Genomic DNA, 19,596 nt, shown 5'->3' on the forward strand with positions numbered 1-19,596 from the left:
ACGATCATGCGTGAAGCGTGGGGCGATCATTACGATCATGAGCCAAACGCTTCGACTACAAAATCAATGAACACCCGGGTCTTGGCCGGCAGCAAGGTACGGCTGGGGTAGTACAGCGAAATCGCGCCGGCATCGCATTGCCAGTCGGGTAACAGCCGCACCAGTTCACCGCGTTCGATCTGCGCGCTGACATCGGGCAGCACCAGCATCGTCACGCCCAAGCCCAGCAGCGCAGCCTTGCGCATGGCCATCGGATCATTCAGCACGATGTTCGGGTTGAGCAGGGCGCTGGCCTGTTCGCCGGCTTCGTTGTGCATCTGCCATTGGCGCAGGCGCCCGGTGCGCAGGCCGCGCATGACGATGCCGTGGTGATCGGCGAGATCGGCCGGATGTCGCGGCAGTGTGCGGCCCGCCAGATACGCCGGCGACGCCACCGCCAGCACTTCGGCGGACGACAATGGCCGGGCGACCACGCCGGGCGTCAGTTCGAACCCGCCGCCAATCGCCACGTCATAACCCTCGGCGATCAGATCCACCTGACGATTCTCGAAGTGCCATTCCGGGCGAATCAGCGGATAGCGCGCCAGAAACTCCGGCAGCAGCGGCAGCATGTGATCGATGCCGAACGTCGGAGGCAGGCTGATCTTGAGCACGCCCGCCGGCTCGCCGCGCTCGGTCGCCACCGTCGCAATCGCTGCCTGCAAGGCGTCGAGGTTGCCGCCGATGCTCGCCAGAAAACCTTCACCAGCCTCGGTCAGCGACAGCTTGCGGGTCGAGCGTTGAAACAGCCGTACGCCGAGGTTGCGTTCAAGAATCGCCACGTTGCGACTGACCGCCGCCGGAGTCAGCGCCAGCAACCGCGCAGCAGCAGAGAAGCTGCCGGTCTCGGCGCTGCGAACGAAGGATTCGAGATTGGCGAGGGTTTCCATGGATTTCGACCTGATAGTGATACTTGAAGATCATTCAAGGCATTACCGGCTAATCAAGTGGGAATGGCAAGCGCAAGATTCGTTTCGAGTCTTACCCCACTTTGAGGAGAACACCATGAGCACTATCGGAATCATCGGCGCTGGCGCCATCGGTTCAGCGTTTGCCAAAGCCTTGTCGCGTCAGGGCATCCCGTTGGTCATCGCCAACAGTCGCGGGCCGGAGACCCTGGCTGAACTGGTCGCAGAACTCGGCCCGACTGCCCGTGCCGTTACCCGTGAAGAAGCGGCGGCCCAGGACATCGTGCTGGTCGCGGTGAACTGGTCGAAACTGCCGATGGCACTGGCCGGGCTGCCGGACTTTGGCGGGCGGATCGTCATCGACGCCAACAACTCGATTGAAGCGCCATCGTTCAAACCGGTGGACTTGCAGGGTCGACCTTCCAGCGAAGTGTTCGCCGAGTGGGTGCCGGGTGCGCGGGTGGTCAAAGCGTTCAACCATTTGCTGGCACGCTTGCTGGAAGCGGATCCGGCGTCGGAGGGTGGCAAGCGCGTGTTGTTCCTGTCCGGGGATGATGCGCAGGCCAAGGCGGAAGTGGGTGCGCTGATCGATCAGCTCGGCTTCTTCGGTATCGATCTGGGCGAATTGAGCGTGGGCGCGCGGCTGGTGCAGTTCCCGGGCGGGCCGTTGCCGGTGCTGAATCTGGTGAAGTTCGCCTGACGTCCGGGCAAAAAAATACCCGGTGCGACGTGAGTCGTACCGGGTTTGTTGCCAACGGGCAGTGGATGTCGTGGATCCGCCGCCCGCTGTTGAACCTCTTTTGCGCTTAAGCGCGTTCCAGTGCCAGGGCCACGCCCTGACCGCCGCCGATGCACAGGGTCGCCAGACCCTTTTTCGCATCACGCTTGATCATTTCGTGCAGCAAGGTCACCAGCACACGGCAGCCCGACGCACCGATCGGGTGACCGAGGGCAATGGCGCCGCCGTTGACGTTGACCTTGTCCAGATCCCATTGCAGATCCTTGGCCACCGCCAGGGACTGTGCGGCGAAGGCTTCGTTGGCTTCGATCAGGTCGAGTTGGCCGATGCTCCAGCCGGCCTTGTCCAGGCAGCGGCGAGTGGCGGAAACCGGGCCGATGCCCATGATCGCCGGGTCGACGCCGGCGTTGGCGTAGGCGGCGATTTTCGCCAGCACCGGCAGGCCCAGGGCCTTGGCTTTTTCGGCGCTCATCAGGATCACGGCAGCCGCGCCGTCGTTCAGCGAAGAAGCGTTGCCGGCGGTGACGCTGCCGTCCTTCTTGAAGGCCGGACGCAGTTTGGCCAGGGATTCGGCGGTGGTGTCGCCGCGTGGCTGCTCGTCGACCTTGAACGCCACCGGATCGCCTTTGCGCTGCGGGATCAGGATCGGGGTGATTTCATCGACAAAACGACCGGCCTCGATGGCGGCGGCGGCTTTCTGTTGCGACGCGGCAGCGAAGGCGTCTTGCTGTTCGCGGCTGATCTCGTATTTCTCGACCAGATTCTCGGCGGTGATGCCCATGTGGTAATCGTTGAACGCATCCCACAGGCCATCGCTGATCATGGTGTCGACGATTTGTGCGTGACCCATCCGCAGACCGGTGCGCGCGCCCGGCATTACATAGTTGGCCAAGCTCATGTTTTCCTGGCCACCGGCGATGATCACGTCCGCGTCGCCGCAACGGATCGCCTGAGCGCCGAGGTGCAGGGCCTTGAGGCCCGAGCCACAGACCTTGTTCAGGGTCATGGCCGGTACGGCGTGGGGCAGACCGGCCTTGATCGCCGACTGGCGCGCCGGGTTCTGGCCGGCGCCGGCGGTCAGCACTTGGCCCATGATCACTTCATCGACCTGGGCACCGTCCAGACCGGTCTGCTCAAGCAACTGGCGGATGACCGCTGCGCCCAGATCCACGGCGGAGACGCTGGCCAGCGATCCCTGGAAACTGCCGATCGCGGTACGCGTGGCGGCAACAATGACGACGTCTTGCATTTTCGAATTCCTCACTCGGCAGCGAACTGCATTTCTGGTACGTGATCCGGGACGATCAGCTTACCAGCGGTTTTGGCGACGATTTCCTCGACGCTGACGCCAGGTGCGCGTTCCTTGAGGACAAAAGCGCCATTTTCGATTTCCAGGTAGGCCAGGTCAGTCAGGACGCGCTTGATGCACCCGGCGCCGGTCAGCGGCAGGCTGCACTGGCTCAGCAACTTGGACTCACCGTCCTTGGACGCGTGGGTCATGATGACGATGATGTTGTCGGCGCTGGCTACGAGGTCCATCGCGCCGCCCATGCCCTTGACCAGTTTGCCGGGGATCATCCACGAGGCGATGTTGCCTTGTACGTCGACTTCGAAGGCGCCGAGCACGGTCAGGTCGACGTGGCCGCCGCGGATCATCGCAAAGGACTCGGCGGAGTTGAAGATCGACGCGCCGATACGGGCGGTCACGGTTTGTTTACCGGCGTTGATCATGTCGGCGTCGATGGTGTCTTCAGTCGGGAAAGGGCCCATGCCGAGCAGGCCGTTTTCCGATTGCAGCATGACTTCCATGCCTTCGGGGATGTAGTTGGCGACCAGGGTCGGAATGCCGATGCCGAGGTTCACGTAGTAGCCGTCCTGCATTTCGCGGGCGACGCGTTGAGCCATTTGTTCGCGGGTAAGTGCCATGTTCTTGTTCTCCGTCAGCCTGGATTATTTGCGGATGGTGCGTTGTTCGATGCGTTTTTCGAACGTGCCGCAAATGACCCGGTCGACGTAGATGCCGGGCGTGTGGATGTGTGCCGGATCCAGCTCGCCGGGTTCGACGATTTCTTCTACTTCGACCACGGTGATCTTGCCGGCGGTGGCGGCCAGCGGGTTGAAGTTCTGGGCGGTGTGGCGATAGATGACGTTGCCGAAGTGGTCGGCTTTCCAGCCTTTGACGATGGCGAAGTCGCCGGTGATGGATTCTTCCATCAGGTACTTGCGACCGTGGAATTCACGCACTTCCTTGCCTTCGGCGACCGGGGTGCCGACGCCGGTGGCGGTGAAGAACGCTGGAATGCCGGCACCGCCTGCGCGCATTTTCTCGGCGAGGGTGCCTTGCGGGGTCAGGACGACTTCGATGTCGCCTTTGAGCAGTTGCTCTTCGAACAGTTTGTTTTCGCCGACGTAGGAGGCGACCACCTTGCTGATCTGGCGGTCGGTCAGCAGCACGCCGAGGCCGAAGCCATCGACGCCGCAGTTGTTGGAGACGACGGTGAGGTCGCGGGTGCCCTTGCGCTTGATCTCGGCGATCAGGTTTTCCGGAATGCCGCACAGGCCGAAGCCGCCGGCGATCACGGTCATGCCGTCTTCGAGACCTGCCATGGCTTCCTCGTAGGAATACACGCGCTTGTCGAAACCTGCCATATGCACCTCTTTTATTGTTTGTCGGGCGGCTGGCTAGCCGAATGACTGGAGTGTCGCGCTCAAGGATATATTTGTTAAGTTGATTTTTAAGGTTGATTGATTGATAAAGCTCAATAATTGGCTTCGTTGATCGTTCCCATGCTCCGCGTGGGAACGCCTCCGGGGACGCGGAGCGTCACGGGCTGCGTTACCACGCAGACGGTTCGACGCCTCGACGTGGGAACGATCAAGACTCTGATAGGGAAGCATAGCGTTCATGACCATCAAGCAGATCCGCGCCTTTCTCGCCGTCGCCCAGAGCCTGAGCTTCGCCGTGGCCTGCGAGCGTCTGCACCTGTCGCAGTCGGCACTGAGCCTGACCATCAAGGCGCTGGAAGAAGGCCTGGGCGGGCGCCTGTTCAGTCGCAACACGCGCAACGTGGCGCTGACCCCGGAAGGGGAATCGCTGCTGCCGCTGGCCCGGCGCCTGATCGCCGATTGGGACAACGCCGAAGACGAAATGCGCCAGCGCTTCAGCCTTCAGCGCGGGCGGGTGACGCTGGCGGCGATGCCGTCGTTTGCCGGCAATCTGCTGCCGCCGATCCTCAAGACCTTCCGCGCGCGTTATCCGAACGTCAATGTCACGGTCAACGACGTGATCAACGAGCAAGTGTTGGAAATGGTTCGCGATCGTCAGGTCGAACTCGGCGTGGCCTTCGAGCCGATGCAGAACACCTCGCTGACGTTTACACCGCTTTACCGCGATCGCTTCGTCGCCGTGGTGCCGCAGGATTCGCTGCTGGCTGATCGCAGTGACATTGATTGGCAGACCTTGCTGCAGGAGCCGTTCATCACCCTGCAACGACCGTCCACGGTGCGGGTGATGCTGGAGGAACACTTGCAGGCTCGAGGCATGAAACTGCCGGTGGAATTTGAAAGCCATCAACTGGCGACGGTCGGGCGGATGGTGGCGAGCGGGCTGGGCGTCAGTGCGGTGCCGGCCTTGTGTGCCGGGCAGATGCGCGAACTGGGGGCGCGGTGTCTGACCTTGCACAAACCGGTAGTGGAGCGGGCGATTGGCGTGCTGACGGATCCGGGGAATGAACTGTCGGCGGCGGCGCAGGCGTTGTTCGACATCCTTAAGGCTGAGCATTGAGGCGTTGTGCCAGTAGCGGCAGCAACTGTTCGCACGACGCTTCAATCTTCAAATCCAGCAACTCATCCGCCCGCGTCTTCCCCAGATTGATCGCAATCAGCGGCTTGCCCCGATCCGCAATCACCCGGCACAGGCGAAACGCCGAATACGCCATCAGCGACGAACCGACCACCAGCATCCCGGCGGCATTTTCCGCCAGCGCCATGGCCCGCGCCGCCGTTGGCTGTGCCACGTTCTCGCCAAAAAACACCACGTCCGGCTTCATCCGTTCGCCTGCGCAATGCGGGCAGTGCGGCACCTGAAAGCGCGCCTCGAAGGCCGGATCGAGCAGAGTATCGCCGTCCGGTGCCTGCACGGCATCGACGCCCGCCAGATACGGGTTCTGCGTTTCCATCAGTTGCTGAATCGAGTCCCGCTCGCTGCGCTGGCCGCAATCCAGACACAGCACCCAGTGCAGGCTGCCGTGCAGTTCGATGACATCGTGGCTGCCGGCCTGATCGTGCAGGGTGTCGACATTCTGGGTAATCAGGCCGCCGATCCGGCCGTGGCTTTGCAGACTGGCCAGCGCCTCATGGGCAGCGTTCGGTCGCGCCTGGCGCACCCGTGGCCAGCCGAGCATGGCCCGGGCCCAGTAGCGCCGGCGCGATTGCGGGGCAGCGAGGAATTCCTGGTACATCATCGGCTGCCGGCCCCGGCGCACACCGTCGCTGTCGCGGTAGTCCGGAATGCCTGACGGCGTGCTGATGCCGGCGCCGGTCAGCACAATGAAGTCGCCGTCGGCCATGACCTGTTGCAGATAGTCGAGCGGGTCGGGGAGGGGACGGTCGAGCATGATCAGCGCTCCGCAGGCTGTAAGTGCCTTGCAGGTTAGCACCGACGGACGCCTCTTTTCAGAGGCGTCCGCTGCCCGAGGTTACTTGCGCGCCTCCAGGATCAGGTTGAACGGCGTCTGCGTCGCCCGCCGGAAGTGTTTGAAGCCCGCTTCGGTAAACACTTTGCGCAAGCGCGACTCGCCCGCCTGCGCACCGAGGCCGAGTCCCACTTCCTGGGATAGCGAATTTGGCGTGCAGATGAACGTCGACGCGGCATAGAACAAGCGTCCGACCGGCGTGATGTTTTCGTCCAGGGTGTCGTTGGCGAACGGCTCGACCAGCAGCACCGTGCCGTCGTCTTTCAATGATTCAAACGCATGCTTTGCCGCACCGACCGGGTCGCCCATGTCGTGCAGGCAGTCGAAATAGCAGATCAGGTCATAGTCATCGCCGGGATAGCTTTTCGCCGTGCCCTGGAAGAACCGCGCGCGACTGCTGACGCCGCCTTCTTCGGCCCGTTGGGTGGCGACGGTGATCGAAGGTGCGTGATAGTCGAAGCCGACGAACCGCGAGTTGGGATAGGCCTGGGCCATGATCACCGTGGACGCACCGTGACCACAGCCGATGTCGGCGACCTTGGCGCCTTCTTCGAGTTTGGCCACCACGCCGTCCAGCGCCGGCAGCCACTCGGCGATCAAATGCCCCTTGTATCCGGGGCGGAAGAAGCGCTCGGTGCCGGTGAACATGCACGGATGGTGATCGCCCCAGGGCAAAGCGCCGTTGCCGCGCATGGCTTTGACCAGTTTGTCTTTGTCATGGAAAAACGACGCCACCACGCCCAAGCCGCCGGCCACGTACACCGGCGAATCCTCCTTGGCCAGGGCCAGCGCCTGTTCTTCCGGCAGACGAAATTTGCCGTCGTGGTGTTCCATGTAGCCGGACGCCGCGTGGGCGCTCAGCCATTCGCGCACCAGTCGCGGGTTGCAGGTGGTTTTTGCAGCGAGGGTTTCGGGGCTGATCGGCTGGCTGTCGGCCATTGCCCGATACAGGCCGAGTTCTTCGCCGACAATGACATTGGCCAGCATCGCCGCGCCGCCCATGTCGTTGACCAGTTTGCCCATGAATTCATTGAGTCTGGCCTCGTCCATTTCATGTGCTCCATTGACAGGATCACAGTCCGGTGGCGTTGGGGGTCGAGGCATTCACCACCGGGCGGTGGTCGTGGAAACGGGCAGGGCGACACTGCTGTCCTGCTTCCCCCTCGACTGGGTACTGATTGAGTCTAGCCGCTGTTGGCGCTGGCGGGAGCGGGCTGTGTGGATTTCGGGGTTGTGTATCGCGACGGTGTCTGTATCCCACTGTGTACAGGCCCGCCGCCGATACAAATCCCGCCACTTCCCCCGCATTACCCACACAGCCGCGATACACCCGCCGGTTTTACTGAACCTGTCAGTCGCCACGCCCGGCGACTCCTCAGCAGAGATCTTGCCCATGCAGATTCCCCACCCCTCCTTGCAGGCCAGCGTCGGGCTCGGCCTGCGTCGCGGCCTGATGAAAGACCTGCAGGCCGCGCGCACCGGCGATTTCGACTTTCTCGAAGTGGCGCCGGAAAACTGGATCGGCGTCGGCGGTGCCCATGGCGCCGCGTTGCGCGAGCTGGCCGAGCGCTATCCGTTGTCCTGCCACGGGTTGTCGTTGTCGCTCGGCGGTTCGGCGCCGCTGGACGTGGGCTTTCTCGGGGAAGTGCGAACCTTTCTCGATCAGCACAAGGTGCCGCTGTACAGCGAACACCTGAGTTATTGCAGCGACGACGGTCACCTCTACGACTTGCTGCCGCTGCCGTTCACCGAAGAGGCGGTGCTCCATGTCGCCGCACGGATCCGTCAGGCCCAGGACATTCTCGGCCGGCGGCTGGCGGTGGAGAACGTTTCCTACTACGCCGCGCCCCGGCAGGACATGGACGAAGTGACCTTCACCAATGCCGTGTTGCGCGAGGCCGATTGCGACCTGCTGCTGGACGTGAACAACGTCTACGTCAACTCGATCAACCACGGTTTCGATCCGCAGACGTTCCTGGCTGCCATTGAGCCGGGCCGGGTGGTCGGCATGCACGTGGCCGGGCACTTCGACGAGTCCGACACGCTGAAGATCGACACCCACGGCGCCTCGGTCAAACCGGTGGTCTGGTCGTTGCTGGCCGACGCCTATGCCCGATTCGGTGCGCAGCCGACGTTGCTGGAGCGGGATTTCAACTTTCCGGCGTTTTCTGAACTGGTGGCCGAGCTGCAGACCATTCGCCGTCTGCAAATCGAAGGAGGCCCGCGTGGATAATCTTCTGCGGCAACAACAGGCGTTGACCCGCTACCTGCGCGATCCAGAGCATGAAGCGCCGCCCGCCGACATGAACGCGGCACGGGTCAATGTCTATCGCGATCTGGTGTTCAACAACGTCTCGCAACTGCTGGGCAGCACGTTTCCTGTGCTGATCCGGATCATCGGCCAGGAACGCTGGCGCACATTGATTCGTGGCTTCCTGCGGGACTACCGGGCGCAGACGCCGAAATTCGGCGAGATCGCCGAGGAGTTTGTCGGTTACCTGGCGTCGGAGCCCGCTGTATTGAGCGCGGGTGACTGGCCGGCGTTTCTGGTGGAACTGGCGCATTACGAATGGGTGGAAATGGTATTGCAGCAGTCTGACGCTGAACCCTTGCCTGCGAGCAATCCGGCGCACTTGTTGGAGCGGCCGTTGCAGGTCTCGGCGCTGGCCTGGGCATTGGCGTACACCTGGCCGGTGCAGATGCTCGGGCCGGATCATCAACCGGCCACGCCGCCGGCCCAGCCGACGCTGTTGCTGGTGCGGCGCACGACGGACTGGAGTGTGAAGTTTTCCGAGTTGAGCCCATTGGCGTGGCGGCTGTTGCAGCGGATCGACGAGTTCCCGTTGCTGAGCGGTCGCGAGCAGTTGCAAGGGTTGGCGATGGAGGCGGGATTGCCCGGAACTGCGTCGTTCATGGACAGCGGACTGGCGTTGCTGCGCCAGATGCATGAGGACGGTGTGATCGGCATTGTCTGAAATCAGTCGTCAGCAGCCAGCCAGCGTGGAGGATCAGGATGAAGGCGGTAGAAGCGACGCAGTTGTGCCATGTCCTTCTCGAACCAGTCACCCAGCCATTGTTTGTATTGCCGCTGAGCCGACGTTTGGACAGAGGGTTGCCCGAGGCAGTCATACACCGCCTGCGCGGCTTGCATGCCGGTCATCAAGGCCTTGAGCACGCCATGGGAAGACGCCGGGTCAAGCTGACTGGCCGCGTCGCCGACCATGAAGTAGCCGCCACCGGCTGCTGCGGTGCTGATGCGCCACGTCACATCGGCGCCGTGGATGGCGCCTTGCGTGGGCAAGTGTTGCAGCGGTTCCGGCACGGTTGGGTGGCCAAGGTTTGGCGCTTCGAATGCCAGATGCGTCCAGTGCGTCAATTGCGCCTGTACCCTGGCGATCCACGTCCATCCAGCAGGGCCCGCCGACAAGTGCGGTGCGTGTTGGTAAGCGAGTGGACAACCCCGGACGTAACCGTAGCGGGCAATCAGGCGTGGCGAACAGCGGCGGATGGTCAATCTCAGCTGTCGATGCAACCAGGCGGATGCGCCGCTGGCATCGATCACATAGTCGGCGTGCAACGGGCCTGAATCGGTTCGCACACCGGCCACGCGGTTCTTTTCGCTGAGGACGGCGAGTGCGCGACACGGCTGACGCACCATCACTCCCAGCGCTGCGGCGTGCTGCAATAACGTCGTGTCCAGCGTTTCACGGGGAATCTGAAAGCCTTGCCATGGACCCTTGTCGTCACTACCGAAACCGTTGAAACGCAACGGCTCGTTCCATTGCACCCAGTACCCGTTGAAGCGCAACGCATCCTGCGCACACAGTTGCCCGGCGACGCCCAGTTGCTGCAAAACAGGTTCAATGCCTGGATGCAGGCTTTCACCGGGGCGAAATCGCGGGAAGTCATGACGCTCGATCAATGCCGCGCGCAAGCCGCGCTGTGCGCAACCGATCGCCGCCGCAGACCCTGCCGGACCGCCGCCGATCACCACGACATCAAAGGACTTCAAGGGCGAGCTGCCACGTGGTGTTTTCGTGTTTGACCAGTATCGTTTCGGCGCTGGCAAACAGTCGTACCAGTTGCTTGACCTGCACATCCCTCCATCTGAAGTCTTCGACAGGGATGCTTTCGGTGCCACGTTTGTATATCAGGAAGCGAAAGACCCAACCGCGTAACACGATGCCGACCTGCTGTTGCGCCGAATCAAGTTCCGGGTCGGGGCGCTGCACACGGATGAAGGACAGCAACGGCCACGTATTACGCAAGGTCATGTCGGTTCCCGCACCGAGTACGTTGTACACGCGGTACATCGAGAGCACCCGGTCTTGATATTCCTGCTGGGTTATTGCGCCGGTCTGTTGCAGGGAGAATCTGTTTTCAAGGGCGACTTGTGTGTAATCGCTGTATTCGTAGGCGCGATAGCGGACGAACATCCGACCCTGATTCTGGATCAGTTGCGGGGGTGGCTGGTTGTCCCAGGCGACGTTGCCGGTTCCGGTTTCCGCATCGGTCAACGGGATGATGGTGGGCAGGCTGGAGCGTGGTTCGTATATGCGAGCGGAATCGGGTGCCAGGCCTGGCCAGAAAGAGCCCAATGCTGCGCAGATTCTTGCATCCTCGGGAAAAGGGCTGGCCATCTGGTAACCGGCGAGACGGTTGATCCAGCTGCCGTCCGGGCTCTGCTCGCGAACCTGGCCCACCCCCCACCCGGGGGCGAAAAGCCCGGCTTCGCCGTCCGGCAATGTAGAAGGGCGATCAATACCGGGAAGGTGTGTGCCTGCCAACGGCGTTGAGCCAAGCTTGTGCGGCAAGCCGACTATCGCGGTGACTCCTCGATCCTCCGGGGAGAACGGTTGACCCTTGAGTGCCAGGTTGGGGCAATAGCGCACATTCGATAACGCCTGCAGTCGGGCATGCCAGATGTTCGGGTCGGTAAAGGCTGGCACCTGGCTGGCCCAGTGCATCAGGCGGCGCGGGTGGCAAAACGGAAAGAAATCCGGGGGGGCAATGATCGAATAGGCAGGTATCGACTGCAGATGCCCCAGCGACGTGCAGTGCGCACTGATACAACCGTCGGCCGTGCCGTCCCGATGGTGCAGGGCGCGATAGCCGCCTTGCCTCACCAGCTCGGCGACACCCTCGCGGTGGTTCAGATCTTCGATCGTGCCATCGTCGTGGAGCATTGACCGACCGTGGATCATGCCTCCCGAGTCCCTGGGCATCGTGAATGACAACAACTGGCCCCGGTAATGGGCCTGCTCGGCGAGCCTGGGTCTGGGCCGGGGCAACAGTAGACTCGACCCCGATCCGCGCTCCACCTCCAGCGTTGCCAGACCATCGGTGATGACAAATGGGTATTGGGAAATATCCGGTTCTTGCCAGCCGGTGTCGCTGTGACGCAGATGGATGTGGCGAATCTTTTCATTGATATGAAAGGCTTCGAATCTTACGTCCAGATCCAGCCCCGCAAGGCATTCCTTTCCATTGAACAGCTTGTATATCGGTACCCAGAAGTTCAGCGTGGGATCGATGTCCTGCTGAAAGTCCATGGGTCCGAACTGATGGTGATTTCCTTGGCGTTGCACGGCGATATAGGCGCTGTAACGCACCGGCATTATGCGAATGCCGTAGGCGTCATTCCTAACAAAGGGCAAGAAAGAGCGCAGATCGGGGGAGTACAGTTCGCTGGTATTGCCTACCCGGGCAACGCCTGTACGCGAGAAACACAGATCGGCGTGCTCACCATGCACCGTGTCGGCGGCGCAACGGTATTCGCTGGCAAACACTGCCACGGCCAGCGGTGCGCCCTGGACTTGTCGCTGTAAATCCTTGAGCGTGGGCGGCTGGACGCCGAAGACATAGTTCAGCACCGCCTCGATTTCGGCTGGGGTTGGATACGTTTGCAGGGGCTGACCGCCCGCGTCGCGCGTGACCCGTGGTGACGCCAATGCATGAAAGAGCAGGCTCTGAGCGGGCCGGGAAGGTTCGATCGCCCGATTGCCGGCCGGGCAAAAGTCCTCGAAACCGGGAACAGTCCGATCGATACGCAGCGGTTTGAGCAGTTCGGCCTTGAGCGGTACCGCAAGAATGTCCAGACCATGGGCCAGCAACAGCGAGTGCCAGCCACCCGGCGCGAGCCGTCGGCATGCTTGATTGACAGTTTCGAGCAGAGACATGGATCACCACGCAACGGCTGAGCGAGGTGTCATCCCACAATAATTCTGCCCGGCCGGCTACTGTCAGATCTGACAGTAGCGACCGCTGGCGCTCAGCTCAGTGGCAATTTCAGCTCCGCACACAATCCGCCACCTTCACGATTGCTCAGGGTCAGCGAACCGCCCAGCGCCAGCGCCAGTTGCTGGGCGATCGCCAGCCCCAGCCCGGTGCCGCCGGTGCTGCGGTTGCGTGAGTTCTCCACGCGGTAGAACGGCTCCATCACCTGGGCCAGCTCTTCTTCGGCGATGCCCGGGCCGCGATCCATGACCTTGATCGAGAGGCCGTTCCTGTCGCGTTGAATCAGCAGCTCGGCAGCGCCGGCGAACTTCAGCGCGTTGTCGGTCAGGTTGACCAGCACCCGGCGCAAGGCGTGGGGGCGGGTATCGATGACTGCGTCACTCTTGCCGCTCAGTTGCACCTCCTTGCCCATGTCCTGATAGTCGAACACCAGGCTGTCGAGGAACGAATCCAGATTGGTGCGCCGGCTTTCCTCGGTCGAGCCGTGGATGCTGCGGGCATAGGCCACGCCTTCGCGCACCAGATGTTCCATCTCGCCGAGGTCGTTCCACAGTTTGTCTTTCTCGGCCGAATCGTCCATGAACTCCGCCCGCAGTTTCATGCGGGTGATCGGGGTTTGCAGGTCGTGGGAGATCGCCGCCAGCAGTTGCATGCGCTCTTTCAGGTACGCGGCGATGCGCGCCTGCATCGAGTTGAAGGCGCGGGCGGCGTAGGCCACTTCGTTCGGGCCTTTTTCGTCGAGGTTGATCGGGTGAGCGTTGGGGTCGAGGGTTTCCACGGCGTTGGCGAGGCGGGTGAGGGGGCGGATGGCGATGCGCACCGCCAGCCAGGTGCAGGCGAGCATCAGCGCCAGTTGCCCGAGCAACACCACCGGCAGCCACGGTGACAGCGGCACCATCGACGGGCGCACATCGATGGTCACCGGGCTGCCGTCGCTCAGGCGCAGGTGGCCCTGAAAGTGTTTTTTCGGGCCGGGAATATCGGTGAAGGTCAGCGGGTACGCTTCGCCGATCGCATCGGTGATCGAGGTGACGGCAATCGGCACGTCCTGCGGGTCCAGCGGTGTGCCCGGTTCGCCCTCGCTCAGCAGATAGCCGTAATTCTTGCGGGCCAGGCGCTTGAGCCACATCGGGCGTTCTTCGGCGGGCAGACGGTCGAGGATGGCAATCGAGGTCGAAACGTCGGTTTCGAGGTTGCCGAGCATGGTGTTTTTCGCGCTTTCGTAGCGCTCGTAATACTGTGCGCCGAACGACAGCGCCTGAGCGAGGATCAACCCGATCAGAAAAATCAGCGACAAGCGGGAGGCAAGGGTGCGCGGCCAGCGCAGGGCGAGATTCATGCGGGGGCTCCGAGGACTTCGACCGGCAGCGAGAACACATAGCCTTCGCTGCGCACGGTCTTGATGTAGGCCGGTTCGCGGGCGTCATCCAGCAGGCGCTGGCGCAGGCGACTGACCAGCAGATCGATGGATCGGTCGAACAGATCGGCGTCGCGGCCCTGGGTCAGATTCAGCAACTGGTCGCGGCTCAACACCCGTTGCGGATGGTCGAGGAACACCCGCAGCAAACGGTATTCCGCGCCACTGAGCGCGACCATGGTGCCGTCCTTGTCCAGCAGATGCCGGGCGGAGGTGTCGAGCTGCCAGCGGCCGAACGCCAGCAGCCGGCCACTTTCGGTGACCACCAGATTCGGCGGCAGCATTCGCGTGCGGCGCAGCACGGCGTTGATCCGCGCCAGCAGCTCGCGGGCGGCGAAGGGTTTGGTCAGGTAGTCATCGGCGCCCATTTCCAGGCCGAGGATGCGGTCGGTTTCATCATTGCGCGCGGTGAGCATCAGGATCGGCGTGGCCTTGTGTTTGCCCGAGCGCAATTCGCGGCACAGCAGCAGGCCATCGTCGCCGGGCATCATGATATCGAGCACGATCAGGTCGACGGTGTTGGCTTCCAGAAAACTGCGCATCTGCCGGCCATCGGCAACTACTGTGGTGCGCAGGCCGTTCTTCTTCAGGTAATTGCCGACCAGTTCGCGAATCTCGCGGTCGTCGTCGACGATCAGGATGTGATCGACATGTTCCATGGGGCCAAACCTCAATCAAAGGGGATTGCCGGGCAGTCTATCGAGCCTGCGCGAGGCCGCCTGCCTGCCTTTGTATTGCAGTGTATCCAGCGCTGTGACGGATACACACCGACGCAAAAAGCGGATTTTTACAGGGTTTTGTATCGCTGTGTATCCCGGGCGCGTGCGGATACGTAGCGATTTATACACGGCATTTGCCGACACATGCGCGATACCTCGCGAGCTTTAAATGAGCTCCATCGAGGCACACACAGAACGCCTCGGCCCAATCAACGATTCAACCATTGAAGCCCCGAGGAAAACGCCATGAACGCCAAGACCAAATCGATCGCTGCCGCTTGCCTGTTTGCCGCTCTGAACATCTGCACCCTGTCGGCCCGCGCCGAAGCCGATGTCACCCCGCAAACCTACTCCTACGGCAGCCACCTGGACATCCAGAAAGTGGTGTCGCTGAAACAGGACAACTCGATGACCTGCGGCATCGTCGACGCCCGCCTGACCTACCTCGACTCGGCCGGCAAGACCCAGGTGCTCGACTACCGCAAATTCGCCGACGGCTGCAACGAAGACAACTGATTACCCACCTCTATAAAAGGAACATCGCCATGAACAACGTATCGCGCTATCTGACCGCTGTTGCCTTCTCCCTCGCCGGCGTCGCGGCCCACGCCAACGCTGCCGTCGAACAGAACAGCTGTGGCAGCAGCACCTGCTTCCAACTGGCTCCGGTGGCCAAGCCGGGCAGCGACGGCCTGATCGCCGCCGACGGCGCCAGCCGCACACCACAAGGCCAAACACTGGCTGCCGACGGCTCCAGCCGCACGCCACAGGGCCAGACATTGGCTGCCGACGGCTCCAGCCGTACGCCACAGGGCCAGACATTGGCTGCCGACGGCTCCAGCCGTACGCCGCAAGGCCAGACGCTGGCCGAGAACGGTGCCAGCCGCACGCCGCAAAGCCAATGGCTGGACAACCAGACGGCTTGAGGATTGAAGGGGGCTGCCCGTAACGGGCGGCCCCCGATCCAGTCGACAGACCACCCCTCATTCAAAAGGTGAACCTCATGTTTCTCATCGCTTTCCTGGGCGGTCTGTTGACTGTCCTCAGCCCGTGCATCCTGCCGGTGGTGCCGTTTCTGTTCGCCGGAGCCGACCGCACCCGTTCTTCGATCCTGCTGACTCTCGGCGGCATGGCCCTGACCTTTGCCGTGATCTCCAGTCTGGCGGTGGTCAGCAGTGAGTGGGTGATCGAGGCCAGCAACACCGGTCGCCACATTGCGCTGGCGGTGATGGTGCTGTTTGCGCTGTCGCTGATTTCCGCGCGCATCGGTGACTGGCTGGCGCGGCCCTTCGTGCTGCTGGGCAATCGCCTCGACCCGGACAGCCGGAAAAAGACCGGGCCCATGGCGTCGATCATGATCGGCGTGGCCACCGGTCTGCTGTGGGCGCCGTGCGCCGGGCCGATCCTCGGCGTGATCCTCACCGGTGCCATGCTGCAAGGCGCCAACGCCCAGACCAGCCTGTTGCTGCTGGCCTACGGCGCAGGCAGTGCGTTGTCGCTGGGAACGCTGATCTTCGCCGGTCGCGGCCTGGTCAACCGACTGAAACCGTCGATTCCTTTCACTGGCTGGTTCCGCCGCGGCGCGGGTGTTGCGGTGCTGGCGACGGCGGCGGTGATCGCCACCGGTACCGACAACGTGCTGCTGGCCAATACCTCGTCCCAAGGCGTGGCATCGGTCGAGAAAAGCGTGCTGGAGAACGTGCCGAAAGTGGTGGACTACTTCGTCAGCAAAGTCCGTGCAGACTCGACTGAAGACGAGGCGGGCAAAGGCGCGATGCCGTCGCTGTCTGGCGCGGTGCAGTGGTTGAACTCGCCGGAACTGACCGCTGAGTCCCTGCGCGGCAAAGTGGTGCTGGTGGACTTCTGGACGTATGACTGCATCAACTGCCAGCACACCCTGCCGTACGTCAAAGAGTGGGAGAAGAAGTACGGCAAGGACGGTCTGGTGGTGATCGGCGTGCACACCCCGGAATACGGCTACGAGCGGATCATCGACAACGTCAAGGATCAGGTGAAGAAGCTTGGCATCACCTACCCGGTGGCCATCGACAACAACTACGCGATCTGGCGCAACTTCGATAACCAGTACTGGCCGGCGCATTATCTGGTCGACGCCAAGGGGCAGGTGCGTTACACCCACTTTGGCGAAGGCAGTTATCAGGCGCAGGAGCAGATGATTCAGCAGCTGCTCAAAGAGGCCAAGGCGCCTGCTGCGTAAACCGCGAAACTCAATGGCTCACAGGTCGCGCACCATGAGCCATTGTTCGTTGCCCCAGGCGTGAAAACGCTCCAGCACCGTCCAGCCGCGTTTGGCGTAATAGTCCTGTTTGTTCTGGGTGTGCAGATAGAAACGCGGCAGGCCCCGTTTTTTCGCCTCCTCAGCAATTCCCTCGATCAGCCTTTCTGCCAGACCCTGGCCGCGTGATTCGGGGCTGACCAGCACACAGGCCAGCCACGGCCCCAGATCCGGTCGAAGGGCCAGATCCGCCCGGGCCAGTGCCGCACCGCCCAGCAGTCGATCCCCGTCCAGCGCAATCAGGCAACGCCAGTCGCCATTGGTCTGGCCCTCGGCAAATTCGCGCAGCCATTCGGCCAAAGGTTGCTCGGCATATTCGTAGTGAAACTGGCGGTGGATCCACGCCGCGTAAGTGTCGCTGTGCTGCAGGTGATCGGCGAGCCATTCGAAGCGCAAGGACATGATCGAATTCCGTTCCGGTGAGGGCCTGCATGAGAGCCGATCAGCCGGCGCGTTGGCAACCCCTCCGACAGTGTTTCGGGGCCTTTACAAAATCCCGCCATTCATCGGCCAATGCCCGGTTTTACGGGCTCTCCGGACGATTGGCAGGGACGCCGGACAGCGCCCGCGCGATAGTGGGCGAGCAGGGCCGCCAACGGCTCTGACATCCATAAAAAGAATGCGAGGTTGCCATGCCGAAGTTCGTGATTGAACGCGAGATTCCAGGAGCCGGAAAGCTATCGGAGCAAGAACTCAAGGCCGTATCGCAAACGTCCTGCAACGTGCTGCGTGAACTCGGGCCAGAGGTGCAGTGGCTGCAGAGTTATGTGACTGCCGACAAGATCTATTGCGTGTACATCGCACCCAACGAGGAACTGGTACGCGAACACGCCAGGCGTGGGGGATTTCCGGCCAACAGCGTGGCCCGGGTGACGAGCATCATCGACCCGACCACCGCCGATTGACCCCTCTGCCGTGGAGCACCGATTCATGAGTACCCCCATTGATCTCACTGCCCTGAAGGAACGCCAGAAAGTCGCCTGGGCCAGTGGCGACTATGCCGTGATCGGCACCACGCTGCAGATCGTCGGCGAAACCCTCGCCGAGGCCTGCGACCTGCGCTGCGATGAAGAAGTACTGGATGTCGCCGCCGGCAACGGCAATGCCACGCTGGCGGCGGCACGCCGGGGTTGTCTGGTGACGTCCACCGACTATGTCGCGGCGTTGCTGGAACGCGGCCAGGATCGGGCGCGCGCCGAGCACCTGGAGGTGACGTTTCAGGTCGCCGATGCCGAAGCGCTGCCGTTTGCCGATTCCAGTTTCGACGCAGTGCTGTCGACGTTCGGCGTGATGTTCGCCCCGGATCAGGCGAAAGCGGCCAAGGAGCTGGCGCGGGTCTGCCGCCGTGGCGGACGGATCGGCCTGGCCAACTGGACGCCGGAAGGCTTCGTCGGCCAGATGTTCAAGACCCTCGGTCGCTACCTGCCACCGCCACCCGTTGCGCAACCGCCCTCGAACTGGGGCGCGGAAGCCTGGCTGCATTCGCATTTCGACGATCGCCAGTTTCAGTTGCAGGTGACTCGGCGCCACTTCAACTTCCGCTATCGCTCGGCGGCGCATTTCATTGATGTGTTTCGCCACTGGTACGGCCCGGTACACAAGGCGTTCGCGGCGTTGCCGCCGGAGAGCGGGCAGGCGCTGGAAACAGACCTGACGCTACTGATCGACGGGCTGAACCGGGCGGGGTCGGAATCGATGGTGGTGCCGAGTGAGTATCTGGAGGTGGTGATAACCAAACGCTGAGCGTCATGCAAAACAACTGTGGGAGCGAGCAGGCTCGCTCCCTCAGGGATTGCGACAGGGCTTCTATTTCAGATGCGCGCTGTCAAACCACTCCAGCGCCGTGCGCCAGATGCAGATGCCGAGAAAGTACGCCGACGCCAGCAGCCACAGGCCCATCACCAGCGGGTTGATCACCGGGTGGTTCAGCACCAGTGACAAGCTGCACAACAGCCAGATCGCCGTCACCGCAATGTTGATCGGCATGAACCGGCGTACCCGGAACGGATGCAGGAATTTCATGCGGGTCACGGTCAGCAGCGCCAGGCCAATCACCGTCAGGAAGGTGAGCCACGGCCCCGGATCGATGATGTACAGACACAACGCAACCACGTTCCAGGCGGCGGGGAAGCCGACGAAGTAGTTGTCCTTGCTCTTCATGTTGACGTTGCAGAAGCAGAACAACGACGACACCAGAATCAGCGACACGGTCAGCAGCAGGGTGTAGTCAGGCAGGGGAATGTAGCGATAGATGAACAGCGCCGGGATGAACACGTAGGTCAGGTAATCGATCACCAGATCGAGGATCGATCCGTCGAAACTCGGCAACACCGACTGCACGTTGACCTTGCGCGCCAGCGCCCCGTCGAGGCCGTCGACGATCAGCGCCACGCCCAGCCACATCAGGCAGTGGATCGGCTGGTTTTCCAGCAGGGCAAGGGTGGCCAGGAAGGCGGTGACCACGCCGGTCGCGGTGAAACCATGGGCGCCCCAGGCCTTGAGCCTGGCGATGTGGACGGTCGATATCACGAAGGCGTTCTCCAGAAA

General features: G+C 62.4%; 21 protein-coding genes. 9 read left to right on the forward strand and 12 right to left on the reverse strand.

The window, feature by feature from the left end; all coding sequences use genetic code 11:
* Positions 1–35: 35 nt before the first annotated feature.
* Positions 36–929 carry a LysR family transcriptional regulator gene (locus ACEN93_RS27670; RefSeq protein ID WP_103387117.1) on the reverse strand — a complete coding sequence of 298 codons (894 nt, stop codon included), beginning with the start codon at positions 927–929 and terminating at the stop codon, positions 36–38.
* 115 nt (positions 930–1,044) lie between these two features.
* On the opposite strand from ACEN93_RS27670, the gene ACEN93_RS27675 reads away from it, so the two are divergent.
* Positions 1,045–1,647: an NADPH-dependent F420 reductase gene (locus tag ACEN93_RS27675; RefSeq protein WP_074687792.1), complete on the forward strand. Its 603-nt coding sequence runs from the start codon at positions 1,045–1,047 to the stop codon at positions 1,645–1,647.
* A 106-nt stretch (positions 1,648–1,753) separates the two neighbouring features.
* Here the strand turns inward: ACEN93_RS27675 and ACEN93_RS27680 are convergent, their stop codons facing one another.
* Genes ACEN93_RS27680 through ACEN93_RS27690 form a run of 3 tightly spaced genes read right to left on the reverse strand, consistent with a single transcriptional unit; the run spans position 1,754 to position 4,335 of the window.
* The gene (locus tag ACEN93_RS27680) at positions 1,754–2,935 is read right to left on the reverse strand and encodes an acetyl-CoA C-acetyltransferase (RefSeq protein WP_039767824.1); all 1,182 of its coding nucleotides are present in this window, start codon (positions 2,933–2,935) and stop codon (positions 1,754–1,756) included.
* 11 nt (positions 2,936–2,946) lie between these two features.
* Positions 2,947–3,612, reverse strand: a complete 666-nt coding sequence (locus tag ACEN93_RS27685; RefSeq protein WP_039767826.1) for a CoA transferase subunit B — start codon at positions 3,610–3,612, stop codon at positions 2,947–2,949.
* A 24-nt stretch (positions 3,613–3,636) separates the two neighbouring features.
* Positions 3,637–4,335: a CoA transferase subunit A gene (locus ACEN93_RS27690; RefSeq protein ID WP_007956274.1), complete on the reverse strand. Its 699-nt coding sequence runs from the start codon at positions 4,333–4,335 to the stop codon at positions 3,637–3,639.
* Between the two features lie 256 nt (positions 4,336–4,591).
* Here ACEN93_RS27690 and ACEN93_RS27695 point away from each other — a divergent pair, with 256 nt between their 5' ends.
* Positions 4,592–5,470 carry a LysR family transcriptional regulator gene (locus tag ACEN93_RS27695; RefSeq protein ID WP_495610766.1) on the forward strand — a complete coding sequence of 293 codons (879 nt, stop codon included), beginning with the start codon at positions 4,592–4,594 and terminating at the stop codon, positions 5,468–5,470.
* On the opposite strand, the gene ACEN93_RS27700 is transcribed toward ACEN93_RS27695, so the two are convergent.
* Positions 5,454–6,302 (reverse strand): NAD-dependent protein deacetylase, encoded by an 849-nt coding sequence (locus tag ACEN93_RS27700; protein WP_495610767.1) that lies wholly within the window; start codon positions 6,300–6,302, stop codon positions 5,454–5,456. The genes ACEN93_RS27695 and ACEN93_RS27700 overlap by 17 nt on opposite strands.
* Positions 6,303–6,383: 81 nt before the next feature.
* Complete coding sequence (locus ACEN93_RS27705) at positions 6,384–7,430, reverse strand: class I SAM-dependent methyltransferase (RefSeq protein ID WP_103387120.1); 1,047 nt, start codon at positions 7,428–7,430, stop codon at positions 6,384–6,386.
* 343 nt (positions 7,431–7,773) lie between these two features.
* Here ACEN93_RS27705 and ACEN93_RS27710 point away from each other — a divergent pair, with 343 nt between their 5' ends.
* Together ACEN93_RS27710 and ACEN93_RS27715 are read left to right on the forward strand one after the other, a co-directional pair.
* Complete coding sequence (locus tag ACEN93_RS27710; protein ID WP_495610768.1) at positions 7,774–8,613, forward strand: HvfB family MNIO-type RiPP peptide maturase; 840 nt, start codon at positions 7,774–7,776, stop codon at positions 8,611–8,613.
* Positions 8,606–9,355 carry an HvfC family RiPP maturation protein gene (locus ACEN93_RS27715; protein WP_074687796.1) on the forward strand — a complete coding sequence of 250 codons (750 nt, stop codon included), beginning with the start codon at positions 8,606–8,608 and terminating at the stop codon, positions 9,353–9,355. The genes ACEN93_RS27710 and ACEN93_RS27715 overlap by 8 nt, the downstream gene beginning before the upstream one ends.
* A 2-nt stretch (positions 9,356–9,357) precedes the next feature.
* Here ACEN93_RS27715 and ACEN93_RS27720 read toward each other — a convergent pair whose 3' ends face one another.
* From ACEN93_RS27720 to ACEN93_RS27735, 4 genes are all read right to left on the reverse strand, one after another.
* Positions 9,358–10,392: an NAD(P)/FAD-dependent oxidoreductase gene (locus tag ACEN93_RS27720; RefSeq protein WP_495610769.1), complete on the reverse strand. Its 1,035-nt coding sequence runs from the start codon at positions 10,390–10,392 to the stop codon at positions 9,358–9,360.
* Entirely contained in the window at positions 10,379–12,559 is a 2,181-nt protein-coding gene (locus ACEN93_RS27725) for a hypothetical protein (protein WP_495610770.1), read from the reverse strand. Before ACEN93_RS27725 ends, ACEN93_RS27720 begins: the two co-directional genes overlap by 14 nt.
* A gap of 92 nt (positions 12,560–12,651) precedes the next feature.
* Complete coding sequence (locus ACEN93_RS27730; RefSeq protein WP_495610771.1) at positions 12,652–13,956, reverse strand: ATP-binding protein; 1,305 nt, start codon at positions 13,954–13,956, stop codon at positions 12,652–12,654.
* Positions 13,953–14,693 (reverse strand): response regulator, encoded by a 741-nt coding sequence (locus tag ACEN93_RS27735; protein ID WP_011333526.1) that lies wholly within the window; start codon positions 14,691–14,693, stop codon positions 13,953–13,955. The genes ACEN93_RS27730 and ACEN93_RS27735 overlap by 4 nt, the downstream gene beginning before the upstream one ends.
* Positions 14,694–14,999: 306 nt before the next feature.
* Here ACEN93_RS27735 and ACEN93_RS27740 point away from each other — a divergent pair, with 306 nt between their 5' ends.
* From ACEN93_RS27740 to ACEN93_RS27750, 3 genes are all read left to right on the forward strand, one after another.
* Positions 15,000–15,269: a DUF2790 domain-containing protein gene (locus tag ACEN93_RS27740; RefSeq protein ID WP_039767844.1), complete on the forward strand. Its 270-nt coding sequence runs from the start codon at positions 15,000–15,002 to the stop codon at positions 15,267–15,269.
* Positions 15,270–15,298: 29 nt separating this feature from the next.
* On the forward strand, positions 15,299–15,679 hold the full coding sequence (locus tag ACEN93_RS27745) for a hypothetical protein (protein ID WP_495610772.1): 381 nt from the start codon (positions 15,299–15,301) through the stop codon (positions 15,677–15,679).
* Between the two features lie 77 nt (positions 15,680–15,756).
* The gene (locus tag ACEN93_RS27750) at positions 15,757–16,971 is read left to right on the forward strand and encodes a cytochrome c biogenesis protein DipZ (RefSeq protein WP_495610773.1); all 1,215 of its coding nucleotides are present in this window, start codon (positions 15,757–15,759) and stop codon (positions 16,969–16,971) included.
* An 18-nt stretch (positions 16,972–16,989) separates the two neighbouring features.
* Here ACEN93_RS27750 and ACEN93_RS27755 read toward each other — a convergent pair whose 3' ends face one another.
* On the reverse strand, positions 16,990–17,451 hold the full coding sequence (locus ACEN93_RS27755; RefSeq protein ID WP_039767849.1) for a GNAT family N-acetyltransferase: 462 nt from the start codon (positions 17,449–17,451) through the stop codon (positions 16,990–16,992).
* Between the two features lie 230 nt (positions 17,452–17,681).
* Between ACEN93_RS27755 and ACEN93_RS27760 the strand changes: the two genes are divergently transcribed.
* Together ACEN93_RS27760 and ACEN93_RS27765 are read left to right on the forward strand one after the other, a co-directional pair.
* Positions 17,682–17,954 carry a DUF4242 domain-containing protein gene (locus tag ACEN93_RS27760; RefSeq protein WP_039767851.1) on the forward strand — a complete coding sequence of 91 codons (273 nt, stop codon included), beginning with the start codon at positions 17,682–17,684 and terminating at the stop codon, positions 17,952–17,954.
* A gap of 25 nt (positions 17,955–17,979) precedes the next feature.
* Positions 17,980–18,792 (forward strand): class I SAM-dependent methyltransferase, encoded by an 813-nt coding sequence (locus ACEN93_RS27765; RefSeq protein ID WP_039767853.1) that lies wholly within the window; start codon positions 17,980–17,982, stop codon positions 18,790–18,792.
* A 63-nt stretch (positions 18,793–18,855) separates the two neighbouring features.
* Here ACEN93_RS27765 and pcsA read toward each other — a convergent pair whose 3' ends face one another.
* Positions 18,856–19,578: a phosphatidylcholine synthase gene (pcsA, locus tag ACEN93_RS27770; RefSeq protein WP_039767868.1), complete on the reverse strand. Its 723-nt coding sequence runs from the start codon at positions 19,576–19,578 to the stop codon at positions 18,856–18,858.
* Positions 19,579–19,596 lie beyond the last annotated feature (18 nt).

Source organism: Pseudomonas sp. Pseusp21 (assembly GCF_059492145.1).

Bases quoted from the DNA above. Each gene is read 5' to 3' on its own strand.
- ACEN93_RS27700 (WP_495610767.1), bottom strand. From the start codon at position 6,302: ATGCTCGACCGTCCCCTCCCCGACCCGCTCGACTATCTGCAACAGGTC.
- ACEN93_RS27760 (WP_039767851.1), top strand. From the start codon at position 17,682: ATGCCGAAGTTCGTGATTGAACGCGAGATTCCAGGAGCCGGAAAGCTA.
- ACEN93_RS27685 (WP_039767826.1), bottom strand. From the start codon at position 3,612: ATGGCACTTACCCGCGAACAAATGGCTCAACGCGTCGCCCGCGAAATG.
- ACEN93_RS27690 (WP_007956274.1), bottom strand. From the start codon at position 4,335: ATGGCAGGTTTCGACAAGCGCGTGTATTCCTACGAGGAAGCCATGGCA.
- ACEN93_RS27730 (WP_495610771.1), bottom strand. From the start codon at position 13,956: ATGAATCTCGCCCTGCGCTGGCCGCGCACCCTTGCCTCCCGCTTGTCG.
- ACEN93_RS27755 (WP_039767849.1), bottom strand. From the start codon at position 17,451: ATGTCCTTGCGCTTCGAATGGCTCGCCGATCACCTGCAGCACAGCGAC.
- ACEN93_RS27675 (WP_074687792.1), top strand. From the start codon at position 1,045: ATGAGCACTATCGGAATCATCGGCGCTGGCGCCATCGGTTCAGCGTTT.
- ACEN93_RS27735 (WP_011333526.1), bottom strand. From the start codon at position 14,693: ATGGAACATGTCGATCACATCCTGATCGTCGACGACGACCGCGAGATT.
- ACEN93_RS27680 (WP_039767824.1), bottom strand. From the start codon at position 2,935: ATGCAAGACGTCGTCATTGTTGCCGCCACGCGTACCGCGATCGGCAGT.
- ACEN93_RS27750 (WP_495610773.1), top strand. From the start codon at position 15,757: ATGTTTCTCATCGCTTTCCTGGGCGGTCTGTTGACTGTCCTCAGCCCG.
- ACEN93_RS27695 (WP_495610766.1), top strand. From the start codon at position 4,592: ATGACCATCAAGCAGATCCGCGCCTTTCTCGCCGTCGCCCAGAGCCTG.
- ACEN93_RS27705 (WP_103387120.1), bottom strand. From the start codon at position 7,430: ATGGACGAGGCCAGACTCAATGAATTCATGGGCAAACTGGTCAACGAC.
- ACEN93_RS27725 (WP_495610770.1), bottom strand. From the start codon at position 12,559: ATGTCTCTGCTCGAAACTGTCAATCAAGCATGCCGACGGCTCGCGCCG.
- ACEN93_RS27745 (WP_495610772.1), top strand. From the start codon at position 15,299: ATGAACAACGTATCGCGCTATCTGACCGCTGTTGCCTTCTCCCTCGCC.
- ACEN93_RS27740 (WP_039767844.1), top strand. From the start codon at position 15,000: ATGAACGCCAAGACCAAATCGATCGCTGCCGCTTGCCTGTTTGCCGCT.
- ACEN93_RS27670 (WP_103387117.1), bottom strand. From the start codon at position 929: ATGGAAACCCTCGCCAATCTCGAATCCTTCGTTCGCAGCGCCGAGACC.
- ACEN93_RS27765 (WP_039767853.1), top strand. From the start codon at position 17,980: ATGAGTACCCCCATTGATCTCACTGCCCTGAAGGAACGCCAGAAAGTC.
- ACEN93_RS27710 (WP_495610768.1), top strand. From the start codon at position 7,774: ATGCAGATTCCCCACCCCTCCTTGCAGGCCAGCGTCGGGCTCGGCCTG.